The sequence below is a fragment of the Rhizobium sp. CCGE531 genome, from assembly GCF_003627795.1.
GTDB lineage: Bacteria > Pseudomonadota > Alphaproteobacteria > Rhizobiales > Rhizobiaceae > Rhizobium.
The window spans coordinates 304,646-324,089 of sequence record NZ_CP032686.1 but is presented as its reverse complement, the minus strand read 5'-3'; the positions used below and the strand labels follow the sequence as shown (position 1 = coordinate 324,089).

Annotated in this window: 18 protein-coding genes; 10 read left to right on the top strand and 8 right to left on the bottom strand. The window is 60.5% G+C overall.

What is annotated here, in order from left to right:
• Window positions 1–119 precede the first annotated feature (119 nt).
• Genes CCGE531_RS27845 through CCGE531_RS27835 form a run of 3 tightly spaced genes read right to left on the bottom strand, consistent with a single transcriptional unit; the run spans window position 120 to window position 5,999 of the window.
• Window positions 120–1,427 carry a glycosyltransferase family 4 protein gene (locus CCGE531_RS27845; RefSeq protein WP_120669898.1) on the bottom strand — a complete coding sequence of 436 codons (1,308 nt, stop codon included), beginning with the start codon at window positions 1,425–1,427 and terminating at the stop codon, window positions 120–122.
• A 4-nt stretch (window positions 1,428–1,431) separates the two neighbouring features.
• Window positions 1,432–4,686 carry a Wzz/FepE/Etk N-terminal domain-containing protein gene (locus CCGE531_RS27840; RefSeq protein ID WP_120669896.1) on the bottom strand — a complete coding sequence of 1,085 codons (3,255 nt, stop codon included), beginning with the start codon at window positions 4,684–4,686 and terminating at the stop codon, window positions 1,432–1,434.
• A 26-nt stretch (window positions 4,687–4,712) separates the two neighbouring features.
• Window positions 4,713–5,999, bottom strand: coding sequence for a polysaccharide biosynthesis/export family protein (locus CCGE531_RS27835; protein WP_245459489.1), 1,287 nt, complete (start codon window positions 5,997–5,999; stop codon window positions 4,713–4,715).
• Window positions 6,000–6,365: 366 nt separating this feature from the next.
• Between CCGE531_RS27835 and CCGE531_RS27830 the strand changes: the two genes are divergently transcribed.
• Both CCGE531_RS27830 and CCGE531_RS27825 read left to right on the top strand, forming a co-directional pair.
• Window positions 6,366–7,562, top strand: a complete 1,197-nt coding sequence (locus CCGE531_RS27830) for a glycosyltransferase (RefSeq protein WP_120669893.1) — start codon at window positions 6,366–6,368, stop codon at window positions 7,560–7,562.
• Between the two features lie 241 nt (window positions 7,563–7,803).
• Window positions 7,804–8,055: a hypothetical protein gene (locus CCGE531_RS27825; RefSeq protein WP_162944026.1), complete on the top strand. Its 252-nt coding sequence runs from the start codon at window positions 7,804–7,806 to the stop codon at window positions 8,053–8,055.
• Window positions 8,056–8,177: 122 nt separating this feature from the next.
• On the opposite strand, the gene CCGE531_RS27820 is transcribed toward CCGE531_RS27825, so the two are convergent.
• Window positions 8,178–9,248, bottom strand: coding sequence for a LacI family DNA-binding transcriptional regulator (locus CCGE531_RS27820; protein ID WP_120669889.1), 1,071 nt, complete (start codon window positions 9,246–9,248; stop codon window positions 8,178–8,180).
• A gap of 221 nt (window positions 9,249–9,469) precedes the next feature.
• Between CCGE531_RS27820 and CCGE531_RS27815 the strand changes: the two genes are divergently transcribed.
• From CCGE531_RS27815 to CCGE531_RS27790, 6 genes are all read left to right on the top strand, one after another.
• The gene (locus tag CCGE531_RS27815; protein WP_120670590.1) at window positions 9,470–10,423 is read left to right on the top strand and encodes a sugar phosphate isomerase/epimerase; all 954 of its coding nucleotides are present in this window, start codon (window positions 9,470–9,472) and stop codon (window positions 10,421–10,423) included.
• A 58-nt stretch (window positions 10,424–10,481) separates the two neighbouring features.
• Entirely contained in the window at window positions 10,482–11,714 is a 1,233-nt protein-coding gene (locus CCGE531_RS27810) for an ABC transporter substrate-binding protein (protein ID WP_120669887.1), read from the top strand.
• 71 nt (window positions 11,715–11,785) lie between these two features.
• The gene (locus CCGE531_RS27805; RefSeq protein ID WP_120669886.1) at window positions 11,786–12,673 is read left to right on the top strand and encodes a sugar ABC transporter permease; all 888 of its coding nucleotides are present in this window, start codon (window positions 11,786–11,788) and stop codon (window positions 12,671–12,673) included.
• On the top strand, window positions 12,673–13,560 hold the full coding sequence (locus CCGE531_RS27800) for a carbohydrate ABC transporter permease (protein ID WP_120669885.1): 888 nt from the start codon (window positions 12,673–12,675) through the stop codon (window positions 13,558–13,560). Before CCGE531_RS27805 ends, CCGE531_RS27800 begins: the two co-directional genes overlap by 1 nt.
• Before the next feature lie 4 nt (window positions 13,561–13,564).
• The gene (locus CCGE531_RS27795; protein ID WP_120669884.1) at window positions 13,565–14,647 is read left to right on the top strand and encodes an ATP-binding cassette domain-containing protein; all 1,083 of its coding nucleotides are present in this window, start codon (window positions 13,565–13,567) and stop codon (window positions 14,645–14,647) included.
• A gap of 18 nt (window positions 14,648–14,665) precedes the next feature.
• Window positions 14,666–16,303, top strand: a complete 1,638-nt coding sequence (locus CCGE531_RS27790; RefSeq protein WP_120669883.1) for a GMC family oxidoreductase — start codon at window positions 14,666–14,668, stop codon at window positions 16,301–16,303.
• Between the two features lie 131 nt (window positions 16,304–16,434).
• Here the strand turns inward: CCGE531_RS27790 and CCGE531_RS27785 are convergent, their stop codons facing one another.
• Both CCGE531_RS27785 and CCGE531_RS27780 read right to left on the bottom strand, forming a co-directional pair.
• A complete protein-coding gene (locus CCGE531_RS27785; RefSeq protein ID WP_120669882.1) occupies window positions 16,435–16,746 on the bottom strand; it encodes a hypothetical protein in 312 nt (103 codons plus the stop codon).
• A 580-nt stretch (window positions 16,747–17,326) separates the two neighbouring features.
• Entirely contained in the window at window positions 17,327–17,701 is a 375-nt protein-coding gene (locus CCGE531_RS27780; protein WP_120670588.1) for a hypothetical protein, read from the bottom strand.
• A 221-nt stretch (window positions 17,702–17,922) separates the two neighbouring features.
• On the opposite strand from CCGE531_RS27780, the gene CCGE531_RS27775 reads away from it, so the two are divergent.
• Window positions 17,923–18,360, top strand: a complete 438-nt coding sequence (locus tag CCGE531_RS27775) for a CBS domain-containing protein (protein ID WP_120669881.1) — start codon at window positions 17,923–17,925, stop codon at window positions 18,358–18,360.
• 169 nt (window positions 18,361–18,529) lie between these two features.
• Here CCGE531_RS27775 and CCGE531_RS27770 read toward each other — a convergent pair whose 3' ends face one another.
• Entirely contained in the window at window positions 18,530–18,727 is a 198-nt protein-coding gene (locus CCGE531_RS27770) for a hypothetical protein (protein WP_120669880.1), read from the bottom strand.
• A 9-nt stretch (window positions 18,728–18,736) separates the two neighbouring features.
• Window positions 18,737–18,919: a hypothetical protein gene (locus CCGE531_RS27765; protein WP_120669879.1), complete on the bottom strand. Its 183-nt coding sequence runs from the start codon at window positions 18,917–18,919 to the stop codon at window positions 18,737–18,739.
• Window positions 18,920–19,184: 265 nt separating this feature from the next.
• On the opposite strand from CCGE531_RS27765, the gene CCGE531_RS27760 reads away from it, so the two are divergent.
• The gene (locus CCGE531_RS27760; protein WP_120669878.1) at window positions 19,185–19,364 is read left to right on the top strand and encodes a hypothetical protein; all 180 of its coding nucleotides are present in this window, start codon (window positions 19,185–19,187) and stop codon (window positions 19,362–19,364) included.
• Window positions 19,365–19,444 lie beyond the last annotated feature (80 nt).

Below are 19,444 nucleotides of genomic sequence, written 5' to 3'. Positions count from 1 at the left end.
TCACCACCCGTATGCTTCTTTCAGAGGCTGCCAGCTGCCCTCATCATTGACAATTGACCCTGCGGGCATTGGGCTAGTCCCATTGGCGTAGGGGGCGAACGCGCATCTAACCACAAGCGTCAGCTCGTCTCATCGATCAGCCGACCCGCGGCCGGAATGTCAGCGTCCATGGTCGTTCCTGGGGGCATCCTGACCGCATTTGCGCGCTTCAGAACACCGTCGTACAGCGTCAGCAGAGCCTCGAGCCACGATGCCGGCGTGTGGGCCAGGTCGCCCGACCGGCGGATGCAGTTCACGCTCATCAAACGAAGTAGCATATCGTCGCCGGCAAGCCGGCGGATTCCGCTTGCGAGCGTCTCCACCTTGCCGCTCTGAAAGGTAATCCCACATCCAAGCGTTGCAAGCTCTTCGCCCAGAAGTGCGGCGTCGGGTAGAATCACGGGTATGCCGCTTGTTACCGCCTCGAGCGCCGCCAGACCGAAGGGTTCGGGCACCCGCGACGAAACGACGAGCGCGCGCGCCTCCTCGAGAATGACGCGCATCTCGTCCTTGGATTTCCAGCCATGAATGACGACCTCCGGAAAGTCCTTTTCCAGGCGCGCCCGGCCGGCGCCGTCACCTATGATGTGCAGCTTGACGCCGGCTAGCCGCGCCGCGATCGCCGCGTCCTCGAATCCCTTTTCCGGCTCAAGCCGCCCGACAAAGAAGAAATCGCGCTTTTTCCACGGATCCGTCGGACGCGTGAGGAAGGGCTCGACCGGATTGCGGATCGTTTCTATGTTGCTCGTCTGCACTTGCCCGCGCACGAAATAATCGCGCATGCGCTGATGGACGACCACGATATTGGCGGCAACCTGCCGGACGGGATAATAATGCTCCCGCACCAGATGGCGCGCGGATCGCCAGATCTTCTCGTGATAGCCGCGCTTGTCGCAATTTGTCGTCAGGCATCCGATCGACATCGGCGCCAGGGGGCAGACCTGGTTTTTGCGGTAATTGGCGAACCCTCCATTCGGACAGGAGAGAAAATAGTCGTGGGCATGCAAGACGACGCGCTCGCGGACAGGCCATAGAGCGCGAAAGATCGAAGGCGAGAGGATCTTCGACCAGCCATGGACGTGATAGATGGTGCCTTCGGTGTCGATGCGCGAAATGAGATCCTTCAGCGAGGCATGGGCTTGGCGGCTGTAAAGACCGCTGGCGAATGCGCTGAGACGCGCCTGCTGCATCAACGGCTGCGCCGCCAGATTGATGGTTTCCGCTGCCGGCGGGTCGGACCCGGCGGCATCGCCGGCGAAATAGGTCACCGCGACCCCCGCACTCCGCAGCAAATCGGCCGAAAGAATCGCGAGATTTGATGCTCCGCCCACCCGGACGGAGCGATCGTTGATGACGACGACGCGATCGAGACCGAACGGAGGCGCCACCGGACTACTCCAATGCTTCAATATTCTGTGGCGCCAGCCTGCCTTTGAGCAGATCGCGAAATGCCATGACGTTGCCCTTCAGCCGTCCCTTGCGATCGACCCAGGGCTCCGGCCGCCAGACCTTGACGAGATTGGCGGCAAGATTGCGGCCGATCTGGGCTGCGGCCTGCGGCACGCTCATGGTCCGCTTGCGCATGAGGTAAAGCGGGTTGGCGATCTGCGAATAGCCGAGACGGACGCCGCCCGCCCGGCCGCCCTTGGTGCCGAGGTGGACACCTTCCAGCTGCCTGGCGCTGACAACCAGGCCGTAGTGGGCAACGAGCCTGCTGAAATCGACATCCTCGAGCCAGCCATAGAAAGGCAGGTTCTCGTCGAAGCGCAGCGCGGCGGCTCTGACGATCGCCATGCGGATTGCCATATTACAGCCATAGGCATTGTAGATTGGCCGAATCTGCATGGCAGGCTCGGATCGCCGCCGGCGCTTGCCATCGACCAAGCGTAAGCCGTCGCGAACGGAGATGCCAGGACCGGTGATGCCGTCCGCCAGGACCTTGCCGGTACACATGGCCACGTCCGGCTGGAGCTGGAACAGCCGTTCCGCTTCCTCGACATAGGTCGAGGTCATCAGAAAATCGTCGTCGAGGAAAAGAACGACGTCCGCATGCTTGACGTTGTCGAGGATCCTGTTGCGCTGACGGCAAAGACCGCGTTCGGAGATCAGAACCTGGACTGGAATGTCGAGATTTCGAAGGCAGCTCGGATCGATATCCTCCGGCGAGGACAGGCAGACAATAATCTCGTCGGGTTTGCGCGTCTGATTGGCGATATGCGGAAGAATGGACGACAGGATATCGCGGCGGCCCGAGCTTGCGATGCCTAGGGCGATCTTCAAGGGACGGCTCGTCGCGTGGCCCGTGAGGCGCCTTGCGGACGCACGCACCTGACGTCCATCCAGTCTGCGACGCCAAAGGCGCGTCTGCTGGCCATGACGTTTCTCGTAGCTGCGGTTGGCGATGATGCCGAGGACATTGATCGCCGACGTGCCGAAGCTTGCAAGCGCATCCGACAATCGTTCGACGGTCATCTTGTTCGTCTGGCCGACGACCACGATGATACCTTCGAGATAGCTGCAGATGACGCGGGTATCGGCGGAATCCTCGAAAGCCGACATGTCGACGATGACGACCTTGTATCGCCGCCGCAGCAGGTCGATCTCGGCCTTCAGCGCCGGCAGATGCCCATAGCGCTGAAAGGTGGCGACGGATTTTTCGGTCTCGTCGACGGTGACGACCGGAACACCCCCATGGCCCTGCACGATTTCCGCCTCGGGCTCATGATCGGACTTGGCAACGAGCAGGCCACCCTCCTGGGCAACTGCATAGCGGCGCGGCACGTCGTTGATGCTCAGCGCCTCCATGCCGAATTCCGTGCCGGACTCGGTCACCACGCAGCTCAGTCTTGCATTGAGGAAGTCGGCATCGATCAACACGACGGATGCGCCCTCATGCTGGTAGAGTTGTGCGAGATTGGTTGCGATCGTGGTCTTGCCCTCGCCGGTGCCGACCGAGGTGATGCCGACCACCATCGGCGCATTCGGCGGGAAAGCGGAGTCGATCGAATGCTTGACGCCGCGCAGGGCTTCGGAAAATTGCGAATAGGGCGTATCCAGCACGGATCTCAGCGGCAGCATCGTTCGTCGCCACGTGGCATTCGTCGCCACCATGCTTCCGGACAGGAACGGTGGGCTTACATAGACAGGAACATGGCCCAGGGAGCTGATCCCCAATTCGCGCCGCAGTTTCTCGCTGGAGCTGACGCGCCGATCCAGACCATCCCGCAAAAGAGCCGCCATGACGCCGGCCGCCAGACCAAGCATGGCCGTAAAGGGCAGCACGAAAGAGGATTTCGGCCAGGTCTTTGAAAGCGGCACCGCGGCAGCCGTCACGACGCGAACATTGCCAAGGGGAAAGGATTCCTTCTGCAGCGCACCGATCAGCTGCTGCAATATGCTTTCGTACATCCGGCGATAGGTGGTGGCCCGGCTTTCCATCTCCGACAGCTCCACCCGCGCCAAGTTCTTGTCCGTTCCCGCATCCTTCAATGAGGTCAACTCGTCACTCAGAAGCCTCTCGCGGGTCTTGGCGACATCCAGATTTGCCCTGTAGACGGACTGGATGCGCTCGAACTCCTTGCGCATGTCACCCTTTACCCGATCGATTTCCTGCTGGGCGGCAATGACGGCTGGATTGTCGGCATCATACCGGCTTCTAAGGTTGTTGAGCTTGGTCGTTGCGACTCCGAGATCTTCCTGCAGCTTCTGTATGCGCGGGTTGTTCATCGTCTCGTCGACATCCCCCTCAATCTTGCTGCCCGCCATCAGCTGGTTGAGAGTCACAAGCTTGGCCGATTCGGCCGCGGTCTGCGCTTTGGCCGCAACGGCCTGACTGCTGATTTCGGACAGCTGCTGCTGATCGAGGGATGAGGACTTACTGATCTCCATGATGCCGTTCTTGGCGCGAAACTCCTCCACGCCCATGGATGCTTCGCGCGCCTGCCTGCCGACTTCGATCAGGCGTGTCTCCAGCCATCTGGCGCCGCTCTGCGCGGCGGAAGCGCGGTCGGACAGGCCGGTGCTGATATAGGCTTCCGCAATTGCATTTGCCGCCTGCGCCGCCTTGGTGGGATCGACCGAGCTGTACCCGATCTCGAGAATATAGGATTGGCCGACGCGATTGACGGAAACCCGAGAGAGGAATGATGCCATGGTCCGGCGCATCACGTCGTCGTCGCTGGCCTCGGTCTTTGCGCCGTCGTCGCCATACCTGAAATAACTGGCGATCGCGCGCATCCTGTCGCGCAAGGCGGCCTGCCATGACATGCCGCCTATGATCTCGGGGTCTTCGGTGAGGTTGAGTTTCTGGACAACGGCGCGTGCGATCGCCTCCGATTTGACGATCTCGACCTGGCTTGCAATTTCGGCGGCCTCGATGATGACCGTGCCGGTGAATGCATCCTGCGAGACGATGCGCCCCTGGTCCGGATCCATGACGAGGCGTGTAGTCGCCAGATAGATCGGTTGGGTCGTGACCGTGTAGAAGATGCCGATGCCAAGGCCGGCGGCGGTGAACAAGGCAAAAATCAGCCAGTGGCGCTGTACGAAACGCCAGACATCGCGAAACGAAATATATTCGCTGTCCCCCATGGTCTTGCTGTCCGACGGCGTGCTGCGCAAGCCTTTGCCGATCTCGTGAACTACCATCACTCGCCCCCTTGGCTCACTTATCGTTATTGCGATTGACCGGCATCGACCGACGAAAGCGTCGTGCCGTCCAGGCTTCCGGAAATATTGTAGCGCACATCGAGAACATCCCCTGGCTGCAGCTCGGTCGCTTCCGACGCCTTGATGGCTGCGGCCTCGTCGCCGTTTCGGGTGATCCAGTATTCAAGTGGCTGGAGATCGAGCGCCTTCATGCTCTGGCTACGCGTGAGCGAGGCGCCGGAAATCTGCAGCAGCTGCAGCGTCGTGTTTCGCTTGAGCTTCGTATCCTCCATTTCCGTCTCGGCGATCTGGAGCTGTTGTCCGGCTTCCGTCTTGCGCTGGCCTTTGAGATTGAGTGCGTCGCGCTCGGTCTCGTTCAGCTTCTGCTTTGCCTGCATCGATGCGACGACGAGGTCCAGCTTGCCGGCCTGCATCTCGGCAACGATCCGTTCCAGCGAGGTCTTGCGAGACGTCGTCAGGATCTTGGTGTCGACCAGCTTGGAAATATCGCTCAATTCATCCTGCGCAATCTTCACCTGCTCGTCCTGCGACGACATCTTCTCATCGAGAATGTTGATTTCGTTGCGCAACAGCACTTCCAGATCCGCGGCCGCGGCAAGTTGCTGGCGCAAGGCCTCGGCCCTGGCATTGAACAGATCGAGCTCGCTCGTCATGATCTGCGAGACCGCCGATCCTTGCGGCGCTGCCTTGATCTCCGGCGGAAATGTGATTGCCGGCTGATCATTGAGCTCCGCCATCAGGCGCGCCCGCCGCGCGCCGAGCTGCTTCAGCTGCAGCTCCATACGGCTGATTTCTCCCGCATAGCTGATCTGCTGCGCCTCGGAGGAATCCCCCGTCTGGCTGGAGCGGCGCTCGCGCCCGCCGGCCATGGCGATCGCCTGCCTGACGGTCAGGCCCGGCCTGAATTCCAGCTCGCTCCGCTTCTCCACTGCGCCGGACACGTAAATCATCGGATATTTGACAACCTCGACCGAAGCCGTGGGCGCCACCGCCAAGCCGGTGATCTGCTTCAACCTTTCGCCGATATTGGCACTGATGTCGTCGACGGTCTTGTCGCCGACCTGCATCTGCCCGATCATCGGAATTGAAATCGAGCCCGATTGCGACACGACATATTCGCCGTTCAGCGCCGTCCATTCCTTGTATTCGCCGGTTGCGGCGATCCATTCGACAATGGCGATCTTGATCCGGGCCTGCGGTCCGACGTGGTACACCTCGCTCGCCGCGGCGACATTGGTGGTTTGGAACACGCCCGCGCTGGAAAGCATCAATGCCAGCAGCCATGGCGCCATGAGCCGAGGCGGCCTGGAGATGGAATGGTAAGGCAAAGCTGAAACTCTAAACATGAGCCGAAATCTCGCTTTCGTGTCGCTTGCGCCGTCAGGCAACCGAGGGCGCCATGCAACGAGATCAGCAGTCGAACGCATAGCGTGTAAATCCCCTACCGAAGCAACAGGGCTTATCATTTCTGACAGGGAAGGAGATGTTCCTGCAGTTTCTTAGGCGGGTGGGTATATCCTTGTGTGCAGGCTTCGATCCCCGGCTAAATCTTTTGGTTACTCCCTTCGGCCATTTGGATGCCGTAGTGAACCGATGTGGGCCCTGTCGCAAAAGTTGCCGTCTGGCCAATGTTGTTTCGACCCATGGAGGGAAGAACAATGCGGGTAGCGATCGTGCATTACTGGCTTGTGTCGATGCGGGGTGGAGAGAAAGTCGTCGAGGCGCTCTGCGACATGTATCCCGACGCCGACATCTTCACTCTCGTCTACGACGAAAGCCGCGTTTCGGAGAAGATCCGCAAACACAAGATCGTCACATCGTTCCTGCAGCGGATTCCAGGTGCGGTCAGGGGCTATCAATCGCTTCTGCCGCTCATGCCGTTCGCGCTCGAGAGTTTCGATCTCTCGGATTACGATCTGATCATCTCCAGCGAGTCAGGCCCGGCCAAGGGCATCATTCCGCCGCCGCAGGCAACGCATGTCTGCTATTGTCATTCGCCGATGCGCTACCTCTGGGATCACTATCATTTCTACCGATCCCACGCAGGGCTCGCATCACGGCTGATGCTGCCGGTGCTCGCGCCGCTTTTGCGCTCCTGGGACGTCAATACCAGCCTGCGCGTCGATCGTTTCGTCGCCAACTCGCATCATGTTTGCGATCGCATCAGCAAATATTACCGGCGTCCCGCGACGGTGCTTTATCCGCCGGTCAATGTCGATGACTTCGCCCCGGCCGCATCGATCGAAGACTTCTATCTCTGCGCCGGCCAGCTGGTCCCCTATAAGCGGATCGATCTCGCCGTGCAGGCGTTCACCCGGATGAACCGCAAGCTGGTGATCATCGGCGAAGGCAAGCAGATGGACGAATTGAAACGCATTGCCGGTCCCACCATCACTTTCCTGGGCCGAACGCCGTTTGCGGTGCTGAAGGAGAAGTTGGCGCGGTGCCGCGCCCTGATCTTTCCCGGCGAAGAAGATTTCGGCATCGTTCCGGTCGAAGCCATGGCAAGCGGAAGGCCGGTTATCGCCTATGGAAGCGGCGGAGCGCTGGAGACCGTCGTGCCCGGCCTGAGCGGTGTTCTGTTCAACACGCAGTCTGTCGATGCCCTGATCGACGCCGTGCTCGATTTTGAGGCGACGGAGCATCGCTTTCACCCCGAAGCGCTGCGGGCACATGCCGAGCAATTCAGCCTGCACAAGTTCACGGTGGGCATGCGGGCGATCATCAACGAGGAGCTGATGATCCGCAAGGCCGTCAGACTTCGCAATCCCCAGGTCGTCGCGGCCGTTCAACGCGGACTTGAAGCACAATTGCCGGCCCTTGCCGCTAAGCCGCATAGCACGACGCTGCAATAGATCATTTGCGGAATCATAACCTGAGAGCCACGCCGGGATGGGCATGTTCCCGACGCGCCGCTTTTTCCGCCCGCTCACTTCCTCACCGTGATCTTCAACCGAAGCCGTGCACCCATTGTGCCGCGCGTCCGAAACCGTCGGTTAACCATCTGAAACCTACCGTTCGCACCGACGCTTCCGAAAATGAACTGATTCCATGTCTGGCTCGGGCAAGACGGGACGAGGCAAAAAGGATTCGACGATGACCGACGATGCAGCCGAGATGACGCTCTCCCGCGAAATACACGCCTTGGAGAGCCATTACTGCGAATATCCTGGCTGCCTGAAGCGGGGCAGCCTTGGCTACGATGTCGGCGATGGGGAAAACCAGTTTTTCTGTCATGAGCACAGATGGAGCGATTATCGCCGCGGCGGAGCACGGCGATCGTTCTTCGATGAAGAGGCGGCGGGAATCGAAGCCATCATGGTCGAGCCGCGCAGCATCGCCTCGTAAGAGCGCAAGGCGCATAAAGCCCCCGCCTGATGATCTTTCATGGCAAGCCGCGCCCCTGGGATATCGGGTGGTGGCGGCCATCTCCTCAGATCGCCCGAATCGCATCACATGGCGCACTCGCTTCAATTCTTCGGCGGGGCGACGCTCTCCCGCAGGATCAGCCTGCTGCGGATTGTGACGCGCAGGTCCTGCACCTTCGCCGCCTGTCCGAGGGCATCAAGCAGGCGAGCGACGGCGGCCTGGCCCATTTCCTCGAACGGCTGTTCGATCGTCGAGAGGGGCGGGAAGCAGAATTCGCAGACCGGCGCACCGTCGAAGGAAATCACCGACAGATCGTCGGGAATGCGCAGGCCCGTTTGCCGTATGCGGCTGACGAAGGAGATCGCCATGTCATCGCTGGTGGCGATCACCGCCGTCGGCCGATCCTTCAGCAGGACGAAATCGGCGGCAGCCTGGACGCCGATCTCAAAGCCCTTCTGGTAATCGAGATTGCCTCCGGACCGCCGCAGCGCTTCTTTCGAAATCCCGGCATCGCGCAGGGCTTCCAGGGCGCCGCCATAGCGCTCGACATCGTGATAATTGTCCTGCGGACCTGCGATGTAGAAAAAGCGCCTGTGACCCATCCTGATCAGTTCCGCAACCGCGTCCCGTACCGCCTCACGATCATTGGTCACGACGCTCGCTACGCCGGCGTCACTCATGTCGAGCAGCATGGAGACGATCGGCAGGCCGGCATTGGCCAGAGACCGGCCATCGATCTCCGGCAGCTTAGACGACAGGATGATGGCGCCGCGAATGGTGCCGCCGAAGGCGAGATTGAGAATATGCCGTTCCGACTCCGGGTCGCGGCCGAGATTGGCGATCATCAGGTTGTAGCCATTCTGCAGCAGGGCCTTGTTGATGCTCTGCAGGACCTGCGGGATGACCTGGGAGACGCCGTAGTAGAGCGATCCTGGAAGGATGATCATGATGGTGTTGGATTTGCCGACCCGCAGGCCGCGAGCCATGGCGTTCGGCGTATAGCCCAGCTGCTTGGCGGCCGCATCGATCTTGGCGCGCGTCTTCTCGTTGACACGTCCGGGATTGGCAAGGGCACGGCTGACCGTGGAGATCGCGACCCCTGCCAGCCTCGCGACATCGGCCATCAACGGCCCGGAATGCTCCTCAAGGGGCATATCCTTGTTATCTTTCACTTTTTTGTTTCCTTCCCGATGCCTGACGCGGCGGATGCTATGGCAGTTCCCTTCGTTTAGCAAACGTTTGCCAAAAATCGCTTGCATATGGAAACGACTGGTCTACTATCACGATATGGCAAACGATTGCCAAATGATAGCGCAATGAAATCATTATGGATTATTCGCTGCGGACTGCGTTCCGCAAGCGATTGTCCCTATCCTTGAGAACGGACTGCATCATGAGCTCGACCGAACGGCTTCGCTTTGGCGTGGATCTCGTCACCTTTTTCCATCCCGACTTCTGGGGCGTCGAGGATTACGACGGCATCATCGCCCTTTCTCGTAGCGAACCCCGCGCCTTCTGGGACAAGATCCTCGATGCCGTTGAGGCATCCGGCGTCACCGGTGTCGAGCTGACCTTTTCTCCTTTCAACTGGCAGGATGCGACGAAAACCTACGGTTCGGTCGAAGCCTTCGCGACCGAGCTTTCCAGGCGCGGCCTGACACTGGCAAGCGGCTTCTTTGCCGAACTCGAGGCAGCTGGCGATTTCACCGAAGCGTCGGCGCAGGCAGCCATCATCGAAAAGGCGGAGAAATATGCCGCGTTTTTGAAGGCTTGCGGCAGCGATATCATGGTCATCGGCGCGCCGCTGCGCCAGACGCCGGGTTCCGAGCCCGTGCGCTTCTTCGATTTCGCGCAGGCCCGCAAGATTGCCGATTTTCTCAACCGCCTTGGCGCAATCCTCTACACAAAGGGCGTGCGGCTTGCCCTGCACACGGAAGCGCATTCGATCTTTGCAGCCTCGCGCGATGTCGATCTCATGATGCTGCTGACGGATCCGGCCTATGTCCACATGTGCCCCGACACGGCCCATATCATCGTTGCCGGTTCCGACCCACTCCAGGTCGTCGAACGCCATCACGAGCGGGTCATCATCGCCCATTGGAAGGATGCGCTCGGGCCGATGCCCGCCGACACGCCGATCGACGAGCATATCCACGATCGTCACCGTCCCTATTTCTGCGGCTTCGGCCTCGGCCGTGTCGACTGGCCGGGCTGGATCAGGCTGCTGCGGGACCGCGGTTTCGAAGGCTGGGCCATTCTCGAGCTGGATGCCGCGCCCGATCCGGTCGGCGACATCGCCAACGGCCTGACGCTCGTGCGGCAGGCATTGCTGCCAATCTATCGCTGATTTCATGACCTGAAAACCAATGGCCCCGCAAAGAGGGCCTTCTTGAAGAGGTGGAACAATGAAGAATACGATGAAATTGCTCATGTTGGGGGCAGCACTTGCGGCGGCCTCCGCGCCTGCCGATGCCGAGGACAAGGCAAAGGCCGAAGTCATGACCTCCTGGACATCAGGCGGCGAGGCAGCCGCCCTCGATGTCATCAAGCAGGAGTTCGAAAAGCGCGGCGGCGTCTGGAAGGATTCGTCCATTGCCGGCTTCGGTGCCGCCGATGCCGCCTTCCAGAACCGGCTGGTCGCCGGCGATCCGCCGGCCGCCAAGCAAGCGGTGATCGGCCTTGCCAATACGGATTTCGTCAGTCAGGGGCTCATGAACCCGATCGACGATATCGCCAAGGCCGGCAAATGGGCGGATGTGCTGCCGAAATCGATCCATGACCTCATCACCTATAATGGCCAGGTCTATCTCTCGCCCACCGGTGCCCATGGCGAGAGCTGGGTCTTCTATTCCACGGATGCCTTTGCCAAGGCCGGCGTGAACGAGGAGCCCAAGAGCTGGGACGAATTCTTCGCGGCACTCGACAAGCTTAAGGCCGCCGGCGTGCAGCCGGTTGCCTGGGGCGGCCAATCCTGGCAGGAATCCAAGGTCTTCAACATGATCCTGCTGACGCAGGTCGGTATCGACGGCTTCCTCAAGATCTATGGCGACAAGGATAAGGGTGATGCATCCGTCGAGGGCGTGAAGAAGACGCTCGATATTCTCGGCAAGCTGCGCGGCTATGTCGATGAGGGCGCGCCCGGGCGGAACTGGAACGATGCCACCGCGATGGTCATCACCGGCAAGGCGGGCGTACAATTCATGGGCGACTGGGCCAAGGGCGAATTCGTTGCGGCGGGCAAGCAGCTTGGCAAGGACTACGGCTGCATGCTCGCTCCCCAATCCCCCGGCATGGTCTATGTCGCCGACGCCTTCTCCTTCCCGAAGATCGCCGATGCGGCATCGCAAAAGGGACAGGCGCTGCTGGCCGAAGTCGCCATGGATCCGACCGTGCAGGTCGAATTCTCGCTCAAGAAGGGCTCGGTGCCGATGCGCACCGACGTCGACAAGTCGAAACTCGATGTTTGCGCGCAGAAGGGCCTGGAGCTGATGAGCGCCGGCAAGATCGTTCCGGATCAGGCGCTGATCCTATCGCCGCAGCAGGCGGGCGCGCTCAACGACTTCGTCGACGAGTTCTGGAGCAACCCATCGGAAGGCAGCGCCTCCGGTGCCGAGAAGTTTTTCGGGATCTTCGAATAGCGCCTTTGTTTCGGCCGGTCGACGGTGTGATCGTCGATCGGCTCATTCCGTTCTTTTGAGAGGGTTTGCTCATGCAAGCCAAGCGCAGACGTTCCCTGGCTGCGACCTTTGCACTCCTGCCGACATGGATCGCCGCAATTTTCGTCTATATCGGCACCATGGTCTGGTCGGTCCGGCTGTCCTTCACGGATTCGACGATCTTCCCGTCGTCGAACTATGTCGGCTTTGCCCAATATGCCAGGCTGTTTAAAAATTCGCGCTGGCTCGCATCATTGGAGAATGTGCTGATCTTCGGCGTGCTCTATGTCGCGGGATGCCTCGCCCTTGGCTTCGTACTGGCGGCGGCCCTTGATCGCAAGGTTCGCTTCGAAAGCGCGTTCCGCACGATATTCCTCTATCCCTATGCCATGTCCTTCGTGGTCACGGGGCTCATCTGGCAATGGATGCTGAACCCGACCCTCGGCATCCAGGCAACCGTGCGGGCGCTCGGCTGGCAGGGCTTCGTCTTCGATTGGATCGTCAATCGCGACATGGCGATCTATACGGTGGTCTTCGCCGGCGTCTGGCAAGGCGCCGGTCTCGTCATGGTCATCGCACTGTCAGGCATGCGCGGCATCGGCGAGGAGCAATGGAAAGCCGCCCAGATCGACGGCATACCGGTCTGGCGCATCTATCTTTCAATCATCCTGCCGCAACTCGGGCCGGCGCTTGCCGCTTCGGGCATGCTGCTCTCCATGGGCGTGATCAAGACCTACGATCTGATCGTGGCGCAGACCGGCGGCGGCCCCGGCTACTCGACCGAAGTGCCTGCGAAATTCATCATGGACAATCTATTCGAACGCCAGAACCTCGGGCTCGCCAGCGCCGGTGCAACCGTGCTGGTGCTCTCCGTCGTCATGGCCGTCGCCCCGTTCCGCTATGCGCTGGCCATACGCGCCAGAAGGAGGGGAGCGCATTGATGACAACCCACCCCCATCCTCGTGGTCCCAAGCCGTCCAGGCTCAGTGGCGGCCAGATCGGGCTCTACGCCTTCCTGATCCTGTCGGCGCTGTTCTTCCTGCTGCCTCTCTACACCATGCTCGTGACCTCGCTGAAGTCTATGGAGGAAATCCGCCAGGGCCATATCTTCGCCCTGCCCGCCACCATCGATTTCGATGCGTGGAAGACCGCCTGGTCGGGAGCCTGCATGGGCACGCAGTGCCTCGGCGTGCGGGTCGGCTTCTGGAATTCGGTCAAGATCACCGTGCCCGCCGTCGTCATTTCCGTCTTCATCGGGGCGATCAACGGTTACGCACTATCGCTCTGGCGGCCGAAGGGCTCGAACCTCCTGTTCGGGCTGTTGATGGCCGGCGGCCTGATCCCCTATCAGATCTTCCTCTACCCCCTGGTGCGGCTGCTCGCCAATCTAAGCCTTTATAATTCGGTGGCCGGCGTCGTCCTCGTGCACGTCATCTTCGGCCTGCCGCTGGTCACGCTGCTGTTCCGCAACTATTTCGTCGCCATCCCCGAAGAGCTCTGCAAGGCTGCCCGCGTCGACGGCGCCGGCTTCTGGTGCATTTTTCTCGAGATCATGTTGCCGATGTCGGTGCCGATGGTGGTCGTCGCCTCCATCTTCCAGTTCACCGGAATCTGGAACGACTTCCTGATCGGCCTCGTCTTTGCCGGGCGCGACAACCTGCCGATGACTGTCCAGCTCAACAACATCGTCAACACCACCATGGGCGAACGCGCCTACAATGTGAACATGGCCGCCACCATCCTGACCGCCGTCGTTCCGCTCGCCATCTATTTCTTCTCCGGCCGCTGGTTCCTGCGCGGTGTTGCAGCCGGCGCCGTCAAAGGGTAATGCCATGCAGCCTGCCGTATCGGTCAAAGACCTCAAGATCGCCTATGGTGACCACAGCGTCATCGAGAAGCTCTCCATCGACATCGCTCCGCGCGAATTTCTGGTGCTTCTCGGCCCATCCGGCTGTGGGAAATCGACGCTCCTGAACGCGATCGCCGGATTGCAGGACATTCGCGATGGCGAGATCTGGATATCGGACAAGAACGTGACCTGGGAGGAACCGAAGGACCGCGGGATCGGCATGGTTTTCCAGTCCTATGCGCTTTACCCTCGTATGACGGTGCGCAGGAACCTCTCCTTCGGCCTGCGCGTCGCCGGCCTGCCCAAGCCGGAGATCGAGGCGCGCATCGCCCGCACCGCATCTCTGCTGCATCTGGAAAATCTGCTCGATCGCCGCCCCTCGGAACTCTCTGGCGGCCAGCGCCAGCGCGTTGCGATCGGCCGGGCGCTGGTCCGCGAGGTGGATGTCTTCCTGTTCGACGAGCCGCTCTCCAATCTCGACGCCAAGCTTCGCAACGAACTGCGCGTCGAGATCAAGAAGCTGCACCAGAGCCTCGGCAATACGATGATCTATGTGACGCACGACCAGATCGAGGCGCTGACCCTTGCGGACCGCATCGCCATCATGAGGGACGGCGTGATCCAGCAGCTTGGGAGCCCTTCTGAGATCTATCACCGCCCCGCCAATCTCTTCGTTGCGGGCTTCATCGGCGCACCGGCGATGAACTTCATCAAGGGTGAGATCGCGATCAACGCTGCTGCCCTGGTCTTCGAGAGCGGCAGCTTGACCATCGATCTCACCAATTATCCATTTCTGGCGTCCGTCAAGGCGGGTCCCGTGACACTCGGTATCCGTCCGGAACATATTGCTCCGGACGGAGGAGCGGGAGCCCTGCCGACCATCGCCGGCATCGTCTCCGTGGTCGAGCCGATGGGCGCCGACACCGTTGTCTGGTTCGATTGGGCCGGGCAAAGCCTCTCCTATCGCATCATGGGCGACGCGGTGCTTCAGCCCGGCGCAGCAATCTCGCCCGGCATCGATATCGCCAAGGCCTCCCTCTTTGACGCCGACGGCGTCCGTCTCTGAAATATACGGAATATATCTATGTCTCAGACTGTTTATGACGCGCTGGTCATTGGCTCCGGCGCCGCCGGCTCCTTTGCCGCCAGGGAATTGACCGCTCAAGGGCTTTCCGTGCTTTTGCTCGAAGCTGGTCCGGCGGTAAGCCAGGGGGATTTCGATCCGTCGCGCAAGAAGCTGCCGGCCAGCAGCATCAACATCTGGGAGCGCGCACGCGCTACCATAAAGGGGCAGCCGATACAGGCGCGCGCTGCCTTCTTTACCGAACGCTTCAGCCATTTCTTCGTCAACGACCGGAAAAATCCCTACACGACCCCTAAGGACGCGCCTTTCCTCTGGATTCGCGGCCGGCAGGGCGGCGGCCGCCTGCACAGCTTCGGCCGCGTGCTGCTGCGCTGGACCGACGACGACTTCAAGATCCGGTCTCGCACCGGCAAGGGCGTGGATTGGCCGGTCGGCTACGACGATCTCGTGCCTTACTACGACGAGGTCGAAACCTCTCTCGGGCTCTACGGCAATCCCGACGGGGTGGAAACGCTGCCGGACGGCATCTACGCTCGTCCGGCGAAACTGACGCCGGCCGAAGAGGTCTTCAAGAACGAGGTTGAGGGTCTCTGGCCGCAACGGCATGTCGTGTCCTGGCGCTATATCGCACCCGATGCCGACCGTACGCCGAAGCCCTTGAGGGAGGCGCTTGCGACCGGCCGGCTGACCATCCGCCACGATGCCATCGTCCGCCGCATCGTGACCGATGATCAAGGCGTCCGTGCAACGGGTGCCGAGTTCATCGATCGTGTCACTGGCAAGGTCGAGACCGCACGCGCCGCCCTCGTCGTGCTCTCGGCATCGCCGATCGAAAGCGTGCGGCTGCTTCTGAACTCGGCATCCCCGCGCCATCCCGAAGGCCTTGGCAACAGCTCGGGTGCGCTCGGGCGCTATTTCATGGATCAGCTGCCCTGCCTTGCCTTCGGCTCCTTCGCCAAGGCGAAGGGATGGTCGCTGGACGATTCCGCGCCTGTCGATGCGTTCTATAACCCCTCGGGCGGCATCTTCGTGCCGCGTTTCGGAACCGGCGACGCAGAGCGAGGCGATTTCGACTACCAGGGGAGCATCGGCCGGGCACCCACGCCCGATGACGAGCCGGCACGGCTGGCATTCTTCGGCTTCGGCCGCATGCTGCCCTATGCGGATAATCGCATAAGCCTCAACGCACGGCGAAAGGATGCCTGGGGGATTCCCGTTCCCCACATCCGCTGCGTCATGGGCGAAGAGGAACAGGCGCTTCTCCGTCAGCAGGAAGAGGTACTGATCGACATGGTGCGTGGCGTCGGCGGAGATCTGGAGTTCATCGGCTCCCCCACCGGCCTCAGGGAAATGGGACGGGGCGCCTTCCCCGACGCCGATCCCTTCAGCCGCTTCATGTTCCGCAAATGGTTCCGCAAGACCATGTGCATGGGCGCGGCAATTCACGAGACGGGCGGCGCGCGGATGGGAGATGACCCCAGTAATTCCGTGCTCAACCCCTATAACCAGCTTTGGGACGTATCCAACGTCATCGTCACGGACGCCAGCGCATTCCCCGGCAGCGGTATCGCCGGTACGACCCTCACCGTCATGGCTTTGACGATCCGCGCATGCAGGAATCTCATCGGCCAGCACTAGGCAAGTCGTGCGAAAGTGAGCCGCGATCAGGACGTTTCGAACAGCGCCCGTCTTTCCGAGCACCTTGAAGCTTCCGCCACCGGCGGAGGCTTCTGCAGCATTTCAAAGCGTTACAGCGTCCTTGACGCGTCCTAAAAGACGCGCGGCGCTGGAATCGAAAGCCGCTCGATCCCGAGCGCATTATTCCTCGGATTCGCCCGATCCGTTTTTGCGCCGTTGCGAATAAAGTCGTTCACCGCCCAGGAAACGCCGATAGTTTGAAGGTGAGCAGCGTTTTCTATTCCCATCTTGATCAAAATCGTCAGCCGCTCGGCTAAGATTTCGCAAGAGCGTTCACTCTTGTCGAACCATGGTTGATTGGTGATGCTAGCCAGCACTTTATGAAGTGTATCGGTCTGCTCCGGCGACAGACAGCCACTCGTTACACTGCGAAAACGCTCCATTGTGCTTTCTCCAAACACTATCGCTCGTATAGTTTCGCGAACGGTTGCATCGTTGAAGGTGAATTTGCCCTATCAGCACAGGGGCCATGAGGCCGCCTTCCTCCAATCGACGCTCGCCGACGGTTCACTGTCACATCGCGATCACTCTGCCTTCATGGCCTGGGACATTAGGCAGATCCCTATCCGGCTCCTACGTCCATTTTTGACGAACAACTGATACAGCAAGCATTCAGCATGGGTATTTCGGCGCCTCCCGGGGCCTTATTGAGCGAGCCGCTCTTTCAAGCTGGTGTGCGTCCGACGACAATGAATGGGGCATATTGATTGCCGCCGGACGCTGCACTTTTCGGCTCGCGGGTGGCGTCCGGGCCGACATTTAGAATATTAGCATCAAGCGTAAGTTAGACGTACCTACCCGAATGGGTTGCCGCACTCGCCTGCAACCTACCCGCTCTTTATCGCAGAACCGCCCACAGTTTTGCGAGGGCAGGCTTTAAGCCGCGTTTGCGCCGGGTCAGGGCGAATGGACGGTATGGCTCGACAGCGATCGCGACGTGAACCGGGCGCTGCAAGATGCCGCTTACTTTTCGGCTCTCTGCAAAAGAATGCGCATTTCCTCGAACCGTCGTTTCCGGTCGGCATCCTGGTCATTAGCCGCGTAACAGGTGGTCGATACGCAGAACTTGGCAAGGTTATGAGGCTTGTCCGCCCTGTCGAACTCGCATTCGAACGTGTCGCTCATCTCCGAGGGCGCCGTTCCCTGCCGGGTGGAATAAGCCATGCGCACACCGGGCGGCTTCAGTTCGGGAAAGGATTGGATCGCGCCGATCGAGAGCCCATCGGACAGGAAAAAATTCTTGGCCACCGTTTTGCAGGTTGCCTCGAGATCGGTCGATTGCGCGAATGCCGCTGTCGGGATGAGCGCAAGGGTAAGCAAAACCAGATGTTTGAACACCGGAACCTCCATTGGATACGCTATGGATTCACTTAAGAGCTTGGCTGGCAAAGACAAGTAGCGGCTGCGTCGTCCGCTCCAAACGGGGAAGCAGAGGGCTATTCGAGGTCTCTCGCGTTAGGGTCGCTCAAATTTTCCGTGCATCCGATCAGGCCGGGAACATTTACATCCCGCGCTTGTTCGGCGTGCACGTGGGAGCAAGTGCCAAATGGAGGTCCATCATGCAAGTCAGTGAAGCTATGACACGCGACGTGCGCATTGCCCGTCCCGACCAATCGATCCGGGATGCCGCCTTGATCATGGCGGATATCGACGCCGGCGTGGTCCCGATCGGCGATAATGACCGCCTTGTCGGCGTCATTACGGATCGAGATATCGCCATCCGCGCCATTGCCCGAGGCAAGGGACCGGACGCGAAGATTGCCGATGTGATGAGCTCTGATATCAAATACTGCTTCGAGGACGAAGAGATTGATCACGTCATGCAAAATCTCGGCGACCAGCAACTTCGCCGCCTTCCCGTGGTCAGCCGTGACAAACGCCTGGTCGGCATTCTGTCTTTGGCGGACATTGCTGTGAAGGCCAGCGGCGGAGCGGCCGGATCAGCGCTTTCAAACATTTCCAGGCCAGGCGGCAGACACTCGCAAACCGGCGTCTAGCAGAAGCGGACAAGCTGGTGCTTCTTGACCCTATCGATCGTCCGTCTCCGATAGAGAGCCGGAGGATCGATGATTGCTGAAATTGCAAGCCGCCATCCGGAAAGACGAGCCTGCAATTCCCGATGGAAAACTGCTGTGCACTTTTCCTGGAATTGCTTGAACGCCTGTCCTACTTGCCGCCTTTCCGCGTCGGATCGTGGCCGTGATGACGATCACGTTCTCCGCCGCCGCCGGAAACCTTGCTGCGGTCGCGCCGGTCTGGCTCTGCGGGCGGCTTCGGAGTATTCAGCGGCGCCTTGGCATTTTTATGCGATGCGCCGGGACCGCCCTGGCGGATGCTGGCCGGCGTCTTGGTCGAGGTGGACATTGGCACCTCCTATCGATCCTGTTGATGACCTTGGTGGCTGGTGTTGATCCTGCTGTTTCCCTGCTCGCCCTTCTTGTCGGGATCGACCGACATATCAGGCTTGCGACGGTCGGATACGGACGGTCTGGCGTGATCGCCAACGCCCTTATGGCTTCGGTTTTCTTCGGGAACCGGTGGTGGTCTGCTACTCATAGCGTCCTCCTATCGTTGTTCTTGCCAAAACCTGCAGCAGCACACGCCGCGCCGGAAAGCGCAAAGCGGTCTGAAGCACAATAAGGACAAACGAAAACTGGGATTGAAAGTTCCACCCCTCGCCAGAACGCTCCCTGGTGAGATCACCCAACAGCCCTGGCCCTTGGCCGGGCCGCAAGGAACAATGCAGCGTGCCAACGGTTTCACTGGCGAAAACGAGACGTCACGACGATCTGACATATCGAACGTTCAAAGGGAGAGCGCAGTGAAACATCAACAGCCACGCGACAGCGCACCCGGGACCGCGGAGCAATCACCGCGATGGGAAGGGCCGGCCGGGTCAAAGCCGGCCGGATATCGTCCAGCCCAGGATGGCGGCGAGAATATCGATCACCCGCGCAAGCGCCGGGTCTCCGATGCCCTGAAACAGAAGGGCGACGATTGACGGCGGTGCGTGGGTGAAAACAGAGGCCATCATACCCGATGAGAACGGCGATGCATCGACGGCGGAGGGTAGTCTCGCAG

Bases quoted from the DNA above. Each gene is read 5' to 3' on its own strand.
- CCGE531_RS27775 (WP_120669881.1), top strand. From the start codon at position 17,923: ATGCAAGTCAGTGAAGCTATGACACGCGACGTGCGCATTGCCCGTCCC.
- CCGE531_RS27825 (WP_162944026.1), top strand. From the start codon at position 7,804: ATGACCGACGATGCAGCCGAGATGACGCTCTCCCGCGAAATACACGCC.
- CCGE531_RS27770 (WP_120669880.1), bottom strand. From the start codon at position 18,727: ATGTCCACCTCGACCAAGACGCCGGCCAGCATCCGCCAGGGCGGTCCC.
- CCGE531_RS27840 (WP_120669896.1), bottom strand. From the start codon at position 4,686: ATGGTAGTTCACGAGATCGGCAAAGGCTTGCGCAGCACGCCGTCGGAC.
- CCGE531_RS27800 (WP_120669885.1), top strand. From the start codon at position 12,673: ATGACAACCCACCCCCATCCTCGTGGTCCCAAGCCGTCCAGGCTCAGT.
- CCGE531_RS27795 (WP_120669884.1), top strand. From the start codon at position 13,565: ATGCAGCCTGCCGTATCGGTCAAAGACCTCAAGATCGCCTATGGTGAC.
- CCGE531_RS27815 (WP_120670590.1), top strand. From the start codon at position 9,470: ATGAGCTCGACCGAACGGCTTCGCTTTGGCGTGGATCTCGTCACCTTT.
- CCGE531_RS27805 (WP_120669886.1), top strand. From the start codon at position 11,786: ATGCAAGCCAAGCGCAGACGTTCCCTGGCTGCGACCTTTGCACTCCTG.
- CCGE531_RS27790 (WP_120669883.1), top strand. From the start codon at position 14,666: ATGTCTCAGACTGTTTATGACGCGCTGGTCATTGGCTCCGGCGCCGCC.
- CCGE531_RS27835 (WP_245459489.1), bottom strand. From the start codon at position 5,999: ATGGCGCCATGGCTGCTGGCATTGATGCTTTCCAGCGCGGGCGTGTTC.
- CCGE531_RS27830 (WP_120669893.1), top strand. From the start codon at position 6,366: ATGCGGGTAGCGATCGTGCATTACTGGCTTGTGTCGATGCGGGGTGGA.
- CCGE531_RS27785 (WP_120669882.1), bottom strand. From the start codon at position 16,746: ATGGAGCGTTTTCGCAGTGTAACGAGTGGCTGTCTGTCGCCGGAGCAG.
- CCGE531_RS27810 (WP_120669887.1), top strand. From the start codon at position 10,482: ATGAAGAATACGATGAAATTGCTCATGTTGGGGGCAGCACTTGCGGCG.
- CCGE531_RS27765 (WP_120669879.1), bottom strand. From the start codon at position 18,919: ATGAGTAGCAGACCACCACCGGTTCCCGAAGAAAACCGAAGCCATAAG.